At 45.6% G+C, this 17266-nt stretch carries 17 protein-coding genes and 1 other annotated feature; of the genes, 11 read left to right on the forward strand and 6 right to left on the reverse strand.

What is annotated here, in order from left to right; genetic code table 11:
• Nucleotides 1–840, forward strand: a complete 840-nt coding sequence (gene iolB / locus BC351_RS29430) for a 5-deoxy-glucuronate isomerase (RefSeq protein ID WP_079417722.1) — start codon at nucleotides 1–3, stop codon at nucleotides 838–840.
• 342 nt (nucleotides 841–1182) lie between these two features.
• On the opposite strand, the gene BC351_RS29435 is transcribed toward iolB, so the two are convergent.
• Nucleotides 1183–1392 (reverse strand): alpha/beta-type small acid-soluble spore protein, encoded by a 210-nt coding sequence (locus BC351_RS29435; protein ID WP_079417724.1) that lies wholly within the window; start codon nucleotides 1390–1392, stop codon nucleotides 1183–1185.
• A gap of 276 nt (nucleotides 1393–1668) precedes the next feature.
• On the opposite strand from BC351_RS29435, the gene BC351_RS29440 reads away from it, so the two are divergent.
• The 7 genes from BC351_RS29440 to BC351_RS29470 all read left to right on the forward strand — a co-directional run bounded on the left by BC351_RS29440 (nucleotide 1669) and on the right by BC351_RS29470 (nucleotide 8836).
• The gene (locus BC351_RS29440; protein WP_079417726.1) at nucleotides 1669–2016 is read left to right on the forward strand and encodes a DUF2294 domain-containing protein; all 348 of its coding nucleotides are present in this window, start codon (nucleotides 1669–1671) and stop codon (nucleotides 2014–2016) included.
• 262 nt (nucleotides 2017–2278) lie between these two features.
• Nucleotides 2279–3376: an ABC transporter substrate-binding protein gene (locus BC351_RS29445; RefSeq protein WP_079417728.1), complete on the forward strand. Its 1098-nt coding sequence runs from the start codon at nucleotides 2279–2281 to the stop codon at nucleotides 3374–3376.
• Between the two features lie 74 nt (nucleotides 3377–3450).
• Nucleotides 3451–4383, forward strand: a complete 933-nt coding sequence (locus tag BC351_RS29450; protein WP_079417730.1) for a nucleoside hydrolase — start codon at nucleotides 3451–3453, stop codon at nucleotides 4381–4383.
• 27 nt (nucleotides 4384–4410) lie between these two features.
• Nucleotides 4411–5232, forward strand: coding sequence for an ABC transporter permease (locus BC351_RS29455; RefSeq protein WP_079417732.1), 822 nt, complete (start codon nucleotides 4411–4413; stop codon nucleotides 5230–5232).
• 4 nt (nucleotides 5233–5236) lie between these two features.
• Entirely contained in the window at nucleotides 5237–6025 is a 789-nt protein-coding gene (locus BC351_RS29460; protein WP_079417734.1) for an ABC transporter permease, read from the forward strand.
• A 15-nt stretch (nucleotides 6026–6040) separates the two neighbouring features.
• Nucleotides 6041–7102: an ABC transporter ATP-binding protein gene (locus tag BC351_RS29465; protein ID WP_079417736.1), complete on the forward strand. Its 1062-nt coding sequence runs from the start codon at nucleotides 6041–6043 to the stop codon at nucleotides 7100–7102.
• Nucleotides 7103–7123: 21 nt separating this feature from the next.
• Entirely contained in the window at nucleotides 7124–8836 is a 1713-nt protein-coding gene (locus BC351_RS29470; protein WP_079417738.1) for an adenine deaminase, read from the forward strand.
• Nucleotides 8837–9471: 635 nt separating this feature from the next.
• On the opposite strand, the gene BC351_RS29475 is transcribed toward BC351_RS29470, so the two are convergent.
• A complete protein-coding gene (locus tag BC351_RS29475) occupies nucleotides 9472–9726 on the reverse strand; it encodes a PspC domain-containing protein (protein WP_341866033.1) in 255 nt (84 codons plus the stop codon).
• A gap of 555 nt (nucleotides 9727–10281) precedes the next feature.
• Nucleotides 10282–10545, forward strand: a binding site (T-box leader).
• A 138-nt stretch (nucleotides 10546–10683) separates the two neighbouring features.
• On the opposite strand from BC351_RS29475, the gene asd reads away from it, so the two are divergent.
• The 3 genes from asd (at nucleotide 10684) to BC351_RS29490 (ending at nucleotide 13681) form a co-directional block, all read left to right on the forward strand.
• A complete protein-coding gene (gene asd, locus BC351_RS29480; protein ID WP_079417742.1) occupies nucleotides 10684–11769 on the forward strand; it encodes an aspartate-semialdehyde dehydrogenase in 1086 nt (361 codons plus the stop codon).
• A gap of 189 nt (nucleotides 11770–11958) precedes the next feature.
• Entirely contained in the window at nucleotides 11959–12879 is a 921-nt protein-coding gene (locus BC351_RS29485; RefSeq protein WP_079417744.1) for an alpha/beta fold hydrolase, read from the forward strand.
• Between the two features lie 31 nt (nucleotides 12880–12910).
• On the forward strand, nucleotides 12911–13681 hold the full coding sequence (locus BC351_RS29490) for a DUF3891 family protein (RefSeq protein ID WP_079417746.1): 771 nt from the start codon (nucleotides 12911–12913) through the stop codon (nucleotides 13679–13681).
• Between the two features lie 207 nt (nucleotides 13682–13888).
• Here the strand turns inward: BC351_RS29490 and BC351_RS29495 are convergent, their stop codons facing one another.
• From BC351_RS29495 to BC351_RS29510, 4 genes are all read right to left on the reverse strand, one after another.
• Nucleotides 13889–14551, reverse strand: coding sequence for a stalk domain-containing protein (locus tag BC351_RS29495; protein ID WP_079417748.1), 663 nt, complete (start codon nucleotides 14549–14551; stop codon nucleotides 13889–13891).
• 449 nt (nucleotides 14552–15000) lie between these two features.
• Complete coding sequence (locus tag BC351_RS29500; protein ID WP_079417921.1) at nucleotides 15001–15528, reverse strand: DedA family protein; 528 nt, start codon at nucleotides 15526–15528, stop codon at nucleotides 15001–15003.
• A gap of 52 nt (nucleotides 15529–15580) precedes the next feature.
• On the reverse strand, nucleotides 15581–16123 hold the full coding sequence (pssA, locus tag BC351_RS29505; protein ID WP_079417750.1) for a CDP-diacylglycerol--serine O-phosphatidyltransferase: 543 nt from the start codon (nucleotides 16121–16123) through the stop codon (nucleotides 15581–15583).
• Nucleotides 16124–16138: 15 nt separating this feature from the next.
• Complete coding sequence (locus BC351_RS29510) at nucleotides 16139–17155, reverse strand: AI-2E family transporter (RefSeq protein ID WP_079417752.1); 1017 nt, start codon at nucleotides 17153–17155, stop codon at nucleotides 16139–16141.
• Nucleotides 17156–17266 lie beyond the last annotated feature (111 nt).

Raw genomic sequence — 17266 nt, forward strand, 5'->3', positions numbered from 1 at the left:
ATGAGCGATTTGATTGTTTCTGGTCATCCAACACCTGATCCGCAAGGTCAGGTGCTGTCTATTACCCCGGAATCGGCGGGTTGGACGTATGTCGGTTTTAGCGTCTATTCGCTAAAGGAAGGACAAACGCTGCGTCAGGTGACGGGAAATAACGAAGTCTGTGTCGTCTTTCTTGGCGGTCATGGGAAAGTTGCCACAGCTAAGAAGATGTGGCAACGTGTCGGCCATCGGCTCCACGTGTTTGAGAAAACCCCGCCATTCGCTGTCTATGTTCCTAATGAGGACTTCTTCGAGATTACGGCGCTTACGCCGCTCGACATTGCGATATGCCAAGCACCCGGATTCGGAACGCATGAGGCGCGTTTGATTTCTCCCGCTCATATCGGCGTGGAAACAAGGGGCTACGGGAATTTGGAACGGCAAATTCATCATATTCTTCCGGAAAGCGAAGCCGCGGACAGCTTGCTTGTCGTGGAGGTCTTTACGCCTGGCGGCCACTGGTCCAGCTATCCGCCGCATAAGCATGATGAGGATAATCTTCCGCATGAATCTTTTCTGGAAGAAACCTACTATTATAAAGTCGAACCTGCGCAAGGTTTCGCTATGCAGCGCGTATACACGGATGATGAATCACTGAATGAACTATTAGTCGTGAAAGACGGCGAAGCGGTGCTTGTGCCTAAAGGCTATCACCCGGTCTGTGCGCCGCCAGGTTATGAGGTTTATTATTTGAATGTGATGGCTGGTCCGCATCGGACGTGGAAGTTTCGTAATGATCCGGCGCATGCTTGGGTGATGGCGCCGCCTTCAAAAAGCTGTGATGAAAAGGATTGCCAATAGCGGAAGGGATTAGGTTTTGGAAAAAGTAACGGGACCACAATCTTTACAAATGCCAAGATGCGTTTCCCGCTTATAGAATCCTGTTTTGAATATTGCGGTTACGTGTGTTGAGGGAGCGAGCGTATTGCAATTCAGACAATAAATAACCATTCTTAAGTTCCCCCTGCTCAAAGAGTCTTTGCTTGTAGTTTAACAAAAATGTATGTAAGAATTATGTCGGGAATTTGGTTTTTGCTTCCATTTATGTATCAAGAAGTCGATGAGGAAGCAAAATAAAAGACTGCCATCTACTCAAAGAGGAGAATGGCAGTCTTATTTTTAGCTTTTTCCTACATCAAAGGATTAGCGATTGAAACCTTGCAATTGCTGTTCTGCAACTTGGACCAGACGTTTTGTAATGTTGCCGCCTATGGACCCTGCATCGCGTGTAGCGAGGTTTCCATTGTATCCATTTGGTTGTAGCGGAATACCTAATTCTTGAGCAACTTCGTATTTCATTTGATTCAGCGCTGCTTTTGCTTGCGGAACGACTAAAGTATTGTTGTTAGCCATGATGTATCACTCCTTCTCTTGGTGTACTACTAGTTTGTCGAGTGTGAGGGAGTCTTATGCATTCCGAACTAAAAAAAATTTTTTGAAAAAGCCGTCCTCAGCAGCTTAATCAAAGCCACATTCGGAAAAATGAATGATTTACGACTAATAATGGACAATAAAGGTTGATTTCTGATAAAATCACGAACGATTCTCTTGATTATTTCATTAATCCTATGTATTATTAAGATAGATTTTGAACAGCAAGAGTTGATTATTGATCTTGAAGGTGATTTCATGTCCCTACCAGATTCCAACGAATACAAGAAGAAATTGTGTCACCTATATAACGAGATCTCCAAAGAGTTGTTCGGCTTTGGCACAACGTTACTGAAAGTATCGATTGATCAGAACATCATTACGTTTCATGCGAAGCACCGTCGTTCGCCGCGTTCAACGGCATTGGAAGGCGAAGCTCCTACGTTGAAGCACGAAGTTGATTTCTATATGTCCTCGATTTACAAGAAGCGAATCCGGGAGAAGCTGGAGCAAGAACTTGGTTTATCCATGGATGCGGTACTCAGGGACTATGATCCTCCAACCCAGTGGGCGATCACGAACATTATTCTTAAACAAACTGAATAGTCAAGTCGCCGGTGTTTCTCTTTTGATCTATCTTAAGAGTCAACCGCATGTAAATCACAGATGTCTCTTTCCATTGTTTACGATGAAAAGTGCTCTTGTTAGAAGGTTTCTTCTATCAAGGGCACTTTTCTATTTATTTATAGCTGCAGCAGGGGGAAGAAGCGCATATATCATGGGCTTCGAGTCGCATACTAGTTAATATTTGACAAGGGATTTACGCTTCAAATCATAGATATAGTTAAAAAATGGGAGGACGATGACGATGAAACAAAAAATGATCAGGGGTTTACTTTCTTTATCCGTAGTAGGACTGGCTTTGACTGGATGCGGGACAGCGCCTGCCCAAGATCAGGGGGCTGCGAGCACGGGCTCAGCTGCGCCTACGACTTCGCCGAAAGGGGAACCTACACAATTGGTGATTTCAACGTGGGGTTTTTCGGACGATTTCTTCAAGAAAGAAGTGTACGCTCCGTTTGAGAAGGAACACAACGTCAAGATTGTGCTGGAGATCGGCAACAACTCCGAGCGTCTCAACAAAGTGAAGCAAGGCAGCTCCAAAGTAGATCTTATTTATTTATCAGACTATTACGCGCAACAAGGCATTGAAGCCGGTTTATTTGAGAAGATCGATCGCAGTCGTGTTTCGAATTTGAAAGATATTTATGATATTGCCAAGGCGCCGCTTGGGGAAGACTATGGTCCTGCGTATACAATTGGCCGCTTGGGGATTGCCTACAATCCGAAAGCAACCGGCAAAGAGATTAAGTCATGGAGCGATCTGTGGAGTCCTGAACTCTCCAAGAAGCTGACACTGCCTAGCATTACATCCACGACGGGGCCGATGGTGCTTGATGCAGCCTCTGTTGTCGCTGGCAATGAGGCATTCAATGAGGATCAAGCTTTCGCCAAAGTGAAGGAGCTTAATAAAGGCGTCGTTAAATACTATGGACAAACGTCCGAATTCGTCAACATGTTCGCGCAAGGGGAAATTGCTGCCGGGCCGATCATGGAGATGTATGTGAAGGATCTGAAAGCGGCGGTGCCGGAAACGAAGTTCATTTCTCCGACTGAAGGCTCATATGCCGTTATGAATACGGTCAATGTAATCAAAGGAAGCAAAAACAAGCAGCTGGCGGAAGACTTCATCAACTGGCATTTGAGCAAAGAGGTGCAGGAGAAATCAGCAAAAGCGAAAGTCGATTCTCCTGTGAATACAACACTTCAGCTTTCAGCCGATGAAGCGCAAGGCATTACCTATGGGGCTGATGTCGTGAACAAGCTGCGCAAATTAGACATGAAATTCGTGAATCAACATCTTAAAGCATGGATTGACCGTTGGAACAAGGAAGTTGCGCAATAAATGAAATGATGCAAAGGCATATGCGCATGTGTATGCCTTTGCTTTCTTCATGAAGAGAGGAAAGGGGCTTAATCATGACAAAGAAGGTCATCCTCGATGTGGATACCGGTGTGGACGATGCGCTAGGTATTTTACTGGCAATTCGCAGCGGAGAGATGGATGTGCTTGGGATCACCACGGTGAATGGAAACGTTTCACTTGACCAAGCGACCAAGAACACCTGCAAGATCCTTCAATTGCTCGGGAAGGAAGATGAGATTCCCGTCGTTAAAGGGGCAGACAAGCCTTTGATGCGCCAAACATATTTTGAGCATCGCGTTCATGGCAGTGACGGTCTTGGCGGGGCATTAAGCGATATGGAGGTTCATAAGACGGCGGCCGAGGGACATGCATCGGACTTCATCGTGGACCAAGTGCGCCAGCACGCGGGAGAAGTCACGCTGGTCATGACGGCGCCGCTGACCAATCTGGCTATTGCCGTTATGAAGTACCCGGAGCTGGTCCATCAGGTGAAGGAAGTGATTGTGATGGGAGGCGTCGTTCTTGGCTTCGGCAATGTAACGCCAACAGCTGAGTACAACATGTACGTCGATCCCGAAGCGGCGAAAATCGTTTTCCAAGCAGGATTTCCAGCATTAACGCTCGTAGGGCTGGATGTAACAAGGAAAGCGCTGCTGACGGACGAACATATTCGGCAGCTCGGAGACTCCCCGATAAGCCAGTATATCAAGGAAAGCACAGCAGACTATATGAAGCGTTATTATGAACGCAACGGTGTTAAGGCCTGCGCGCTGCATGATCCTCTTGCCGTCGGGGTCGCGCTGAACAAAGAGCTGGTTACGACCCATCATTATTACGTTGATGTAGAGACCAGAAGTGAGCTGTGCGACGGACAAACCGTATGCGATTTCCAGAATCGCTTGTCCAAGGAGCCCAATCTTCACGTATGTACCGATGTATCGGCTGACGCATTTCTAGAGCTATTTATCCGCACGCTGCGTGCTTAGCAATTCCAGGAACAGGAGCAAAGCTATATGAAAAAAAAGTACTTATTTTACCTTTTGCTGCCGGGATTACTGTTCCTGATGGTTTTCATGGTGGTTCCGATTCTACTTACAATAGGATCAACCTTTTTCGATAAAGGAACGTTTACGTTTGGCGGGTACTTGAATTTTTTCAAAGATCCTTACTTTCTCAAAATTGTGTGGACAACGCTGCGAGTCAGCTTGGTGACGACCATTCTCTGTATGCTGCTCGGATTTCCTGTGGCGTATTTTATTTCCAAACAAGGTCCGAGACAAAAGGCGATTCTGCTTGCTTTAGCGATTTTCCCGCTGTTGACGAGCTCTGTTGTCAGGTCGTTTAGCTGGATGATTATTTTAGGGAAAAAGGGCTTGTTCAACAATGCGCTGATCGCGATCGGTCTGATAAAAGAGCCGCTTGATATTTTGTACACGCCGACGGCGATGATGATCGGTCTGATCCATTTATTTCTGCCGCTCATTATTATTACGTTGGTTGGTGTTCTCGAGAATATAGATCCTGATCTGATCAAAGCGGCGGAAAGCTTGGGCGCCAATCGGTTTACCGCGTTCGTCAAAGTCATCGTACCGCTCAGTGTACCTGGATTAATCATAGGCAGTATTCTTGTTTTCGTCGGAAGCTTGACCGCTTATACAACGCCGGCTTTGCTTGGAGGCAAGCAGCGGGTCATCTCGACATTCCTTTATCAGAATGCGATTACGCTCAACGATTGGTATCTCGCCTCCGTCATTGCCGTCATCATGATCGTCATCACCTTCGTGGTTATTGCGCTTATGAACAAACTGGCAACTAAATTAAATCCGAAGGGGTAGAAGTATGCGGGAGAAAAATCGAGGGCTGGCCTTGTTTACGCTTCTTGTCTATATCTTTTTGCTAGGGCCGCTTGTCATTATTGCTTTTGCTTCATTTGAACCAGGGAGTGTACTAAAGTTCCCGCCGACAGGATTTTCATTGAAATGGTACCGCAATATTCTGGAAGTCAAGATGTTCATGACGACCTTCAGCACGTCAATCATCGTCTCATTGATCGGCAATTTGTTTGCTTTGCTGCTTGGGATTCCCGCGGCGTATGCGTTAAGCCGATTTGAGTTTAAGGGAAAGGCAGCACTGAATGCTGTGTTCATTTCTCCTGTGCTTATTCCAGGTATTGTGCTGGGATTCACCATGCTCAAGTACCTGATCATTACGTATCACCTGCCGATTTATGCCGCACTGCTGATTGGGCATACGGTGATCATGCTGCCCTTCATCATCCGGGTCGTGGCATCGAGCTTATCGAACTTCGACTTTGCGATCGAAGAAGCGGCATTAAGCCTTGGAGCCGGTCAGTTTAAAACCTTTTTCAAAGTGGTCCTGCCGAATATCAAATCGGGTATTATCGCGGCCATTCTGATTGCTTTCTTGGAATCCTTTAATAATGTCGACATCTCCGTCTTTATGACGGGACCTGGTCTCAGCACGCTGCCAATACAGATGCTGACCTATGTGGAGAACCATTTTGACCCTACCATTGCCGCTATTTCGGTGCTGTTAATGATCTTCACTGCGGTACTTATGTTCATTATTGAACGGTTGATGGGACTATCCTACTTTACCAAACGATAACGGAGGCTTACGCCCATGGCATTGCTATCACTGGAAAACATGTCGGTTGCCTATGACCAGCATTATATACTGAAAGACTTTAATTTAAGTGTTGAAAAAGGAAGTCTGATTTCGCTTCTTGGTCCAAGCGGGTGCGGGAAAACAACAACCCTGCGGCTTATCGCCGGATTCATTGAAGCGAAGGAAGGCAAATTCGCACTGAACGGTAAAGATTACACACGCGTGCCTGTCAGCAAGCGCAACTTCGGATTCGTATTCCAGAGTTACGCTTTGTTCCCGCACTTGTCGATTTACGATAATATCGCTTTTGGCCTGCGTCTGCGCAAAGTGAGTGGTGCTGAGCTTGATCGCCGCGTCCGGAACATTATGGATATCGTGAGCTTGTCCGGCTTCGAGAAGCGGTTCCCGAAGGAGCTTTCAGGAGGCCAAAGGCAGCGGGTTGCAATCGCGCGGGCACTCGTCATTGAGCCTGAGCTGCTGCTCTTCGATGAGCCGCTTAGTAATTTGGATGCCAATCTACGTGTCAATATGCGGGTTGAGATTCGCCGCATCCAGCAGGAGCTGGGCATCACGACGGTCTATGTATCGCATGATCAGGAAGAGTGCTTTTCGATCTCCGATCAAGTAGCGATTATGAATAAAGGGGTTATTGAGCAGCTAGGCGCCCCGTCCACCATTTTCAAATATCCGAAAACAGATTTCGTGGCCCGATTTATTGGATTTACGAATTTTATCGGTTTCGATTCCCGCTTTGAAAGCAGCGAAGAGATCGCGCTTAGGGTGAAAGACTATATGTTTGCCGTATCCAAGCATCCCAGCAAGGGAGAACAGCTTGGCAAGAAGGGAGCTATTCGTCCTGATGATGTCGTAATGGGCTTGTTAGAGGAATGGGAAGAAGGAGCAAACCGACTGACTGGCCGTATCAAGGTCAGTACGTTCCTAGGGAGAAGCTATCAATACGTCGTCGAGACGGAGCTGGGAGATTTCACAGTGAATAAAGAAATGGAGCTTCCTTACCAGAACGGTCAAGAAGTTCGGCTGCTTTTTCCTAGTGAGAAATTAGTGTTAGTTGAGTAGTGTACGTGGAGGCGAAGTCAGATGAAAGTCGATTTACTGATTGAAAATGTCAGGATTTATAATAGTTATTTCAAAACATTCATCCAAGGCAACGCAGCCATCTTGGACGGAAAGTTTCTATATATCGGGAAACGGGGCACTGATAGCTTCGAAGCAGCCGAACGCTTGGACGGACAAGGGCGTTATATGATCCCTGGCCTTATTGATATCCATCTGCATATCGAAAGCACCATGGTCACTCCGGAGACGTTCTCTTACTGGCTGATCCGCAATGGTGTTACGACTATCGTCCCGGAGCCGCATGAGATTGCCAACGTTTTCGGAATTGATGGGGTAAAGCAAATCATGAAGGCAAGCCAGCAGTGTGTAGCGGACATGTTCTATGCACTTCCCAGCTCGGTTCCGGCCACTTCGATGGAAACGACGGGCGGGTCGATTGAAATTGCGGATTTGGACGAGCTGCTGCGTACGGAACGTATTATTTGTTTAGGCGAAATCATGAACTATGTGGACGTCATCCAAGATCCCGACAGCAAAACCAACCACATCCTCAAGCATATACGCAGCCAGTATCCTCATCTGATTATTGAAGGGCATGTGCCTAAACTATTGGATTTGGATTTGCATCGGATGATTTACAGCGGTGTCGATTCCGATCATACGCATCAGAGCATCGAGGGCATGGAAGCCCGGATCGCTGCAGGCATGTTTATCGAGATTCAAGAAAAGTCCATGACGCCCGAAGTGATGGCGTATTTGATAGAGCATGAGGTATCGGAGCATTTTTGCTTCGTTACCGATGATGTGATGGCCGATTCCTTCGAGCGGCGGGGGCACTTGAACACCATTGTCCGCAAAGCGATCGGAATGGGCATGAAGCCTGAACTGGCGATTTATGCCAGTACGCTTTCTCCAGCCAAACGGATGCGGATGCATGACCGCGGCGTCATCGCGCCTGGCAAAATTGCTGATTTTCAGCTGATTTCGAATCTGGAGCAGCTAACGATCGAGCAAGTTTATAAACAGGGGCGCAAAGTTTACGATGTACAAGAACCTTACACGTTCACGGCTAAGGCTCCTGCTTTCCCGGCGCATTATTATCAAAGCGTTCAGATGCCGCCGTTAACGGAAGAGGATTTCACTGTCAACATCGATGCTGCGGATGATCGCTATGCGTGCCGCGTCATGATGGTGAAGGATGGATCTACGTTCACCGAGGAGCATCAGGTTCAGGCCGAAGTTCGGCAAGGGAAGCTAATCTGGCAGGAAAGCGGCAGAGGTCTTATTGCGACTTTTGAACGGTATGGGAAAAATGGCAACCGCGCCTATGGTTTAATCGGCGGCGATACGATCAAGCGTGGAGCTGTCGCAACGACGTATTCGCATGACAACCATAACCTGCTTGTTGTCGGGCACAACCCGCATGACATGATGATCGCGGCTAACGAGGTCATCAACAACCAAGGTGGCTTCAGCGTTGTTGAGGATGGCAAAGTAATTGCTAGCCTTCAGCTGCCTGTTGGCGGCATTTTAACGGAAGAGCCGCTGGAGCAAGTGGCCAGTAAAGTAGAGCAGCTGTGCAAAGCTATGGTATCGTTAGGCTATCGTCATTATAATCCGATCATGTCCATCAGCACGCATTCCTTGCCCGTTAGTCCTGCGCTTAAAATAACGGACTTTGGTTTAATCGACGTCAATAACGGCAAAGTTGTACCTTTAATCATAAATAGCTAATAGGAAAAAGCTAAGTCAACATGAGGGGAACCCGTGTGTGGCTTAGCTTTTTTTTACGCTGGAACCCCGCCGCGTTCCCTCCCATGCCCCCAAAAAGACGGTCAGGACATATTTAGTCTCAGTGATGAAGTGATAGGCTTGTTTCATTGGAATAATTCCAATGCAAGCTGGTTTCAAGAGCTTGAAGGATGAACTTCACTGGATATACTCCAATGGATAATCTGTAAAGATGGTATTTTGGGGTTTTAATGGAGATTTTTATTGGATTATTTCCAGTGAAAGCTTGAAATCGGCCATTGAGGGCTGATTTCACTGGACAAACTCCACTGAGAAGGATATATACCTGCTTCACAGCAAATATGTCGTATAAGATTTTGATCGAATGGATCGGGGGAATCCGGCAGTACCGTCTCAATTTACATGTAAAAGCTGTGAAGGGGCTATGTATCCAGAGTATTATAAAGGGATATATAGATACGAATACCGGGTCTCAGACCGGTTAGAGAACAAGGAAGTGGAAGGCAGCTCAAAGTAGAATAGAAGAGGGAGGGGTGTGAGGGTGGAAAGGCGCATTGCGGTGGGCCGCCAAAAGGACCGTCAGGATGCTTTCCCTGACGGTGTTCCTTAAACCTCAATTAAAAGTGGCTATAAGGCATTTTGGGGACTATGATACTGCCGATAACGTATATCAGCGCGACTGTGCCAAAGCTGCAAAGAGCGGCAGCAACGGCAACGAGTCGCAGTAGAGTAGGATTGACCCCCAGCCATTGCGCTAGTCCTCCGCATAGTCCGGTTAATTTACTATCTGTGGTGGATCTGAATAATTTGTTCATCATCGATTTCCCCTCTCCATTATCAAACCATTTTATTTGCTTTCGCTTCGTTCTCATGTCCTTATTGTAGCTTGTGCAAGGAAAGACGAAAACGGACCTGCGGCGGTTTATGAAGCTGTACTAAAGTCGGGGAAGCTCCACGACTTAGGAAGTTGACAATTTTCGGACAGGAATACTTCCTTAGTAGAAGGGACAGAGAGGAACGGCTTGTAGAAGTTCAGCTACTCCAAACGCGACAGATGACAAATCAGGCGCAGTTAAGAAACGATCTAGAAATAGACCGTTGGGACCAGATGGTAGCCTTACACGGGGGCTCTAGCGTCCGTACAGCTAATCCTGATATGTATGGCTAGCCAAACAGAGTATCCAAAACGTTTCCCAACTGACCGTGTGACTTGCCTTCTTCCGACATATTGCGAATACGAATAATGAGTCTTACGAGTGAATACGTAAAGTATGGGGAAATCATACATGAAACAAGCAATTTGCGGAAAATAAGGCAAATGTACCATTAGCGGACGTTGTGATTGTAGGCTCAAATTTGTCATGTTTTCGAATTTTGAAAAAATTTGTTTACCTTCTCTGCGTAATTTGATAATATAATCGCAACGTTCAAATGCAATGAAGAGAAGAGTAGATAGATGAATTCTTTCACAGAGAGCTCCGTTCGCTGAAAAGGAGCAAGAATCCGTTATTGAACAAAGACTCAGAGCAGCACATCGGAACTCCGTCAAACAGGGGGATGGTGTGACAGGAGCTCCTGTTACAGAGCTAAAGTATAAGCATTACATGTAATGCCGTACTTGAAGAGGCTAATATGGCGACATATCGGCGAATCTGGGGTGGTACCACGAGTTCAACAATCTCGTCCCTAAGACTGAAACAAGTCTTGGGGGTGGGATTTTTTTTGTTGTGCTAAAGAAATACAACATATCGGCAGATGAGGGTACACCAAATCAAATGTATTGAATAGTTAGTAAATGAAGATCAATATGGAAAGGATTTGAACATAAAATGACAGCAAAATTGAAGGTTGGTATTGTTGGAGGTACGGGTATGGTGGGGCAGCGATTTATTCAGCTGCTGGATCAGCATCCCTGGTTTCAAGTAACGACGATTGCGGCTAGTGCCGGTTCAGCAGGTAAAACGTATGAAGAATCCGTAGCGGGCAGATGGAAACTAGCTACTCCAATCCCGGAAGACGTGAAACATATTGTTGTCCTAGATGCATCCAAAGTGGAGGAAGTTGCCAATCAGGTAGATTTTATTTTCTGTGCAGTTGATATGAAAAAGGGTGAAATTCAAGCGCTGGAAGACGCGTATGCCAAAACGGGCACACCTGTTATTTCTAACAATTCGGCTCATCGCTGGACGCCGGACATTCCGATGGTTATCCCGGAAATTAATCCAGGGCATCTGGACGTCATTGCCGCTCAAAGAAAACGGCTCGGAACTGCGACCGGATTTATTGCGGTTAAGCCTAACTGCTCAATCCAGAGCTATGTGCCGGCACTTCACGCATTGTTGGATTTCAAACCTACGCAAGTGGTTGCATCGACCTATCAAGCGATATCCGGAGCAGGCAAAAACTTTACGGATTGGCCGGATATGCTGGATAATGTGATCCCTTATATTGGCGGCGAGGAAGAGAAAAGCGAGCAGGAGCCGCTGCGTATCTGGGGAAGTGTTGACAATGGCCAAATTATTAAAGCCAGCTCCCCATTAATTACGACCCAATGTATCCGTGTTCCCGTCACAGATGGACATTTGGCTACCGTATTTGCTTCATTCGAGAAAAAACCTTCGAAAGCCGAAATTCTCGATCGCTGGTTGAAATTTAAAGGACGTCCACAGGAGCTTGGGCTGCCAAGCGCACCAAAGCAATTCATCACCTATTTTGAAGAAGAGAACAGACCGCAGACGAAGCTCGATCGAGACATTGAGAACGGTATGGGCGTGTCAGTCGGGAGATTGCGCGAAGATTCCATCTACGACTTTAAATTTGTGGGACTATCGCACAACACGTTGCGCGGCGCGGCAGGCGGCGCTGTTCTGATTGCTGAGCTGCTTAAAGCAGAAGGATATATTCAAGCAAAGTAAAAGCTTAACTATGTATAAAACAGTTAGACCAAACAGCAAGCATTCTGATACTTTCAGGTGCTTGTTTGTTTTTTGTTTGACAAGGTTAACTATATTCATTATTTCCTTTGACATCCTCTAAGTTAAAAACTAGTATTTGATTATACTTAGAAATTAGTGGCTTTATTCACTAATGAATGGGAGTGCAGGATGGCAAATCATATAACTCAGATTCGAGGGAAAAATCTTTATGTAGAACTTTTAGGAGGGGAAGATCTCCCTGCCTTATTGTATATCCACGGTGGTCCTGGTGGTGTCGGTTCAGCTGATTTCGTGGAGTATCAAGGGAAAAGATTAAGTGAACATTTTAGGATCGTAGCAGTTGATCAACGCGGTGTGTGGAGATCAGAAGCTCTACAGGACGACGAGGATATAGCGATTGAGGATCTTATTTATGATTACGAAGAAATACGGAACTTGTTAGGGATATCAAATTGGTCGGTAATTGCTCATTCATTTGGCGGATATGTTGCATCCCTATATGTTGAAATGTTCCCAACTTCCATTAATTGTCTGGTTTTTGAAGGGCCGTCATTTACTTTTTCATTGTCCGAACGCTCGCTTGTCACTGCAGTTGCTGCTGAACTTAAGAAAATTGGGAACGATGACCTCTCTGAATATTATTTAAAGACACTTAGAGAAGAGTCTGACTATAAGAAAGTAAACGATATCATGAATAAAGCATTTAATGATTTGGGTGATGATGGTCCCGTTTTTTGGTATGGTGATGATAAGAAAGTAATCCATAGAATGATTGGGGTCAGTTCTGAAACATTGGATTTTTGGAGAAAATCCAATCATACAAGAAGTAAACTGATGAAGGATTGGAGCATGTATGATTCGATCTTATCAAGAATTTCTACTGTTGATAAACCCTCATTACTGATTAAAGGGGTACATGATCCGATAACGTGTGAGGAGCAAATAAACGGGTACAGAGAGAAATTTAGAGATAGCAGTATGGAGATATTTTATGAAAGTGGTCATTTTGTGAGAATAGAGGAGCCTGATGCATATGCAGATGTTGTTAAGCGCTTTATTTTTAAAAGTCAGAAAAGTTTGTTAAGCTAATGAAAACGTTATAAACGCTGGGGGTGGAGTGATGATCGTTTATGAGCACAAGGGCACTTTGCGATTCTATGAGCAACATCAGCATGCTCAATTGGCGGGGAAGATAGCGGCTGCCTGGAAAAAGGATTATTTTATTGGAGCGGAGTACTGGGATGATGTGATGTATGCTGTGAAGGAGCATGATCGAGGTTGGATAGATCTGGATGACAGCCCGATGTGGGAAGTTGGTCAACGGTTGCCCTATGGCTTCTGGAACTATCCGCTTGCTATCAAAAAGCATTTTTACCACTTGGGCGTAAATGAAGTAGAGGACGTAAATCCATATGCTGCTCTTCTTTGCAGCCTGCAATTCTGCAAGCTCATGCAAATGATACCTGAAGACCCTCACGCCATTGATTTTCTTAAATTGGAAAAGAAACGTCAGGAAAGGCTCGAGGAACAATTAATGCTGCAGAGCCAGGATGCCAAGGAAAGACTTGCGTTTCACCTAGCCTTGCTCCGTTTCTGCGATGATTTGAGTATATATATGTGTATCCATCCTCCGGGCACTGTGAAGTCGAAGGAGACTTGGTTTCGTGATGGATTGACGGAAACCTTTGATTTTCTCGGGGGGAATCCGGTGATCCCTAGTTGGGACGGAGAAGCGATTGTCCGGCTTACCGCGTTCCCTTTTCAATCCGATTTGCAGCTGGAAGTTCCATATCGTGAAGTTGAGACAGCCGAAGTTTCACTGCTTGGATTAACTGACGCCTATAAGCAAGCCAAGCTTTCCAAGCTATGCCTTACGTTGACAAAAGCTTAAACGATAAAGGAACTATGGATGGATGAGCAGCCGCGGCGTTGGAATGAACACGCAATAAAGACGATGAAATGGGGCTGTTCAAGGGTGAATTTTACCATATCCCTAATCTGCAGGGTTTGAATATTGTCTTGTATAAAAAAGTCCTTGAAATCATTGATTTCAAGGACTTTTTCGGTATTTGGGGAGGTAAGCGTTCATTCGCAAGCTTTATTTGTAGTAAGAAGTTGTTAAAGGTACGAAAATGCCTGATTTATCGTCATTTTCATAAGAATAGAAAACGGTGACATCACTTAATCCCGCTATATTGACTTCAATTGTTTTTAATCCGTCAGCGATACTCACAGTATCTTGTTTAAGCAAAACGCTGTTCTTGTCTTGAATTTTCAGTTGAACATCAGAACCGATAGCAGCAACTTGCAAATAAAGCTTTTGGTACTTGCCTTTTGGCTCTAAGGTGAAGTTGGATCCTGAGCTTTTAGTATCTTTAATGACTTCCGTATAATCTTTACTTTTATATTTCGTCAAATTAGGATCTTTAATAGCTTGATAGAAAGTTTGTCCAGCATTAACGGGAGTGCCATCAACCTTTTCACCAAATAATACGCTGTTTGAAGCGGCATCATAGTCTACGGCTACGTTCAAAGAATTCGCTATGGCACGTGCTGGCAAGTAGGTGCTTCCATCATATGTAATCGGAGTTACTACATTCCCTTGTGCATCCAATAGCTGAACTGTCGCCCCGTTTACTTTTACCTTGATATCGTTGTTCAGATAAGCCTTAATTTCTTGTAAATTAGCTCCGGCATAAACGCCGCCTGCTGCGCCCAAAAGCAATGACAACCCGACGATAGAAACTATCGTTTTTTTCATCCGTATCTCTCCTCGTATCTGTATTAGTTCCAACTCACCTTTTACACTATATATAACAAATAAAGGAAATACAAGGGTCAAAAGGAGGAATATCCTTGTGCTTGAGATCAAGTCCCGCAAGGTGAAATATTCAATTGGACTGCTTGGAATTGACTAAATTCGATTGTTGAACTCCAGAGGGAACTATGTTCCCTTATTTAGACTTGAAACGACCATTTGGCTTGTCAAAGGGAACTGTGGTACGCTAATTGGCCTAATTTGCCGGGATATCATCATTCAGAGGTGAAATAAGGGATCCTACTTCCCTTTCAGCTGCAAAATAGAAGGTTCTGGGGCAAATAGGGGATCATAGTTCCTTTTCGCGCGGGAGTGCAGACAATTTGCAATTTGCTATATAAGGTAAGTCTTGTCCATCCTATGACTTAACGCAAGGACGGCTCAAAGCGCCTCTAGAAGAACAAACGCAGCAATGAAGCATGATAATTGGAAAAATCGACGGATGCTCCCAGGAAGTAACCGATTGAGATAAAAATAGCACACCAGACCATGGCCCCCATGCCCGAATAGAGTATATATTTCCGGGGGCTCATAGCACTCACTCCTGCCAGGTAACAGGTAAGATGGCGGAGACCTGGAATGTAGTAGCCGATGCATATGGCCCAGGGGCCGTAGCGCTCGAACCAAGTCTCTGTTTTTTCCAGCCTTTTTGACGTAAGCTTGATCCATTTGCCGTATTTCCAGAGCAGCGGCTTGCCGAATTTGCGCCCGAGAGTGTAGCTGCACAGCATGCCGGTCATAGCTCCGAAGAAGCTGACCGCAAGGGATAGCGGGAGAAGAAGCAGTCCCATCGAGGAGAGGTAGCCGACAATCGTCATTAGGATTTCATCAGGGACGGGCAAGCCGATAATACCAAGAGCCAAACAGAAGAAAATGGCGATGTATCCGTATTGTATAATGATGTCTTGTAGGAAAGCTATGGCGGCCACGCTCCTTTTCTACTGGAAGTCTGCTGATTTATCGGCGGTTGCCTCAGAAGCTTTTTTTGTGGATAAGATGGGGTTTGCTGATTTTAGGTATTTTGATTCGGCTAACCATCAGGCCGCACAAAGCGATGACAAGGATCACCGTTAATTCCATATGATTCAAGATCGGTGACCAAAGCGTAAGCACGGCTAACAGGCATCCTGCAATATGGATAGGCAAACCTGTATGATGACGATGAACACAGGTTGCAATGTTAAACCGAGCCAGGCGAAGTGCTCCGCAAATGATGAAAAGGGAAGCAAGCAGCAGCCCTGAGACGGGCAATTTGTGCAAGCTGATTAGATAAACGATCAAGGCTGGGGCCGCGCCGAAGGAAATCAGCTCTGCGAGCGAACGGAACTCTTTGCCGAATTCGGTGGCAAGGTTCAGTCTGCTGACGATATACTCGTCAAATCCGGCCAGTACAGCCGCTAGTACAATGCAAAGCACCGCTTGGGATGGTTTATCATGAAACGAGAAAAACATGGACATCATGCCCCCACTGAGAACAGCCATTTTGAGCAAAGTGGGAATGGTTTGAACTGACATGGGATCACTCCTTTTCTAGGTGTTGGTAAGTTTGGTTTTTTCCGTTTTTTGAATATCCAGAATATCAAGTAAGAAAACAAAGGTTGGGATGCCGATGATCAATCCCCAAATGCCGAAGAAATGCTCGGAAAAGAGCAAAACAAGAAAGGTGTAGAAGACGGGCAAATGCGTTTTGGATGCCATCAGCCGGGGGTTGAGCACGTAAGCCTCCACCGCATGAATAATCGTGACAGCAACAACTAGGTAGATAATATAAGTGAATCCGCCCAAACTAAAAGCAATCATACTTAATGGAATCAGTGATAGAAAGACGCCAGCCACCGGTACAAGCCCAAGGACATAAATAAGCAAGGCCAAACCGATCAGATTGGGAAAGCCCATCAGCCATAGCGCGAAGGTCGTCAGCAAGGAGTTGATCAAGGCGATCAGCAGTTGGGCTTCGATGACTTTGCCGAACGTCTGAACGAGTTTTTTGCCGAAAAACTCAACTTCCCTGGAGAACCAGCCCAGCTTGCTGGTGTGGAATTGAGCGGTAAATCGAATGACGTTTTCTTTGCCTAGCAGCAGGAACAGGCTGAGCATCAAGGCCAAAAAGGCTTGAAATCCAAGGTTGCCGATTTTGATCATAAAATCGAAGCCTGGCTTCACCATGCTTGGAAGGTCAAGACTGTCCAACCATGTGGTTATGTAGCCCGCCACTTCGTTTTGAGGATTGTCATAGAGCTGCCTGACAAGCTCGAACAGCTGGGCGATTTGGCGGACCAGAGCAGGGAAAAATTTTGCGCCTGCAACAATCAACAGCGTTAGAAGGGCACCATATATGAGCGCAAGCAGAAATTTGGAGTTGACGGGAACAATTTTTTCGATCCATCGCTTACTGTATTGGTGCAGCCGATTCATTAAAAATGTCAGCAAGAACGTCAGTAGAACAAGATTCAGCATGCTGCGAATAAAATAGAGAACAAGGCAAAACAATGCTAATACGGCAAAGCGCTGCACTTCTTTTTTTTGCAAAATAGCCTTGATATTCATAAACGACTTCCTTTCAGGACCTCAATTTCTATCTGCTCCATCCTGATTATAGCGGCGTGTTGTGTCCTTCATGTGTTTTATCGGGAGTAATTTTGTATAATAGCTCTATCT

This window comes from Paenibacillus ferrarius, from assembly GCF_002027705.1.
Taxonomy (GTDB): domain Bacteria; phylum Bacillota; class Bacilli; order Paenibacillales; family NBRC-103111; genus Paenibacillus_E; species Paenibacillus_E ferrarius.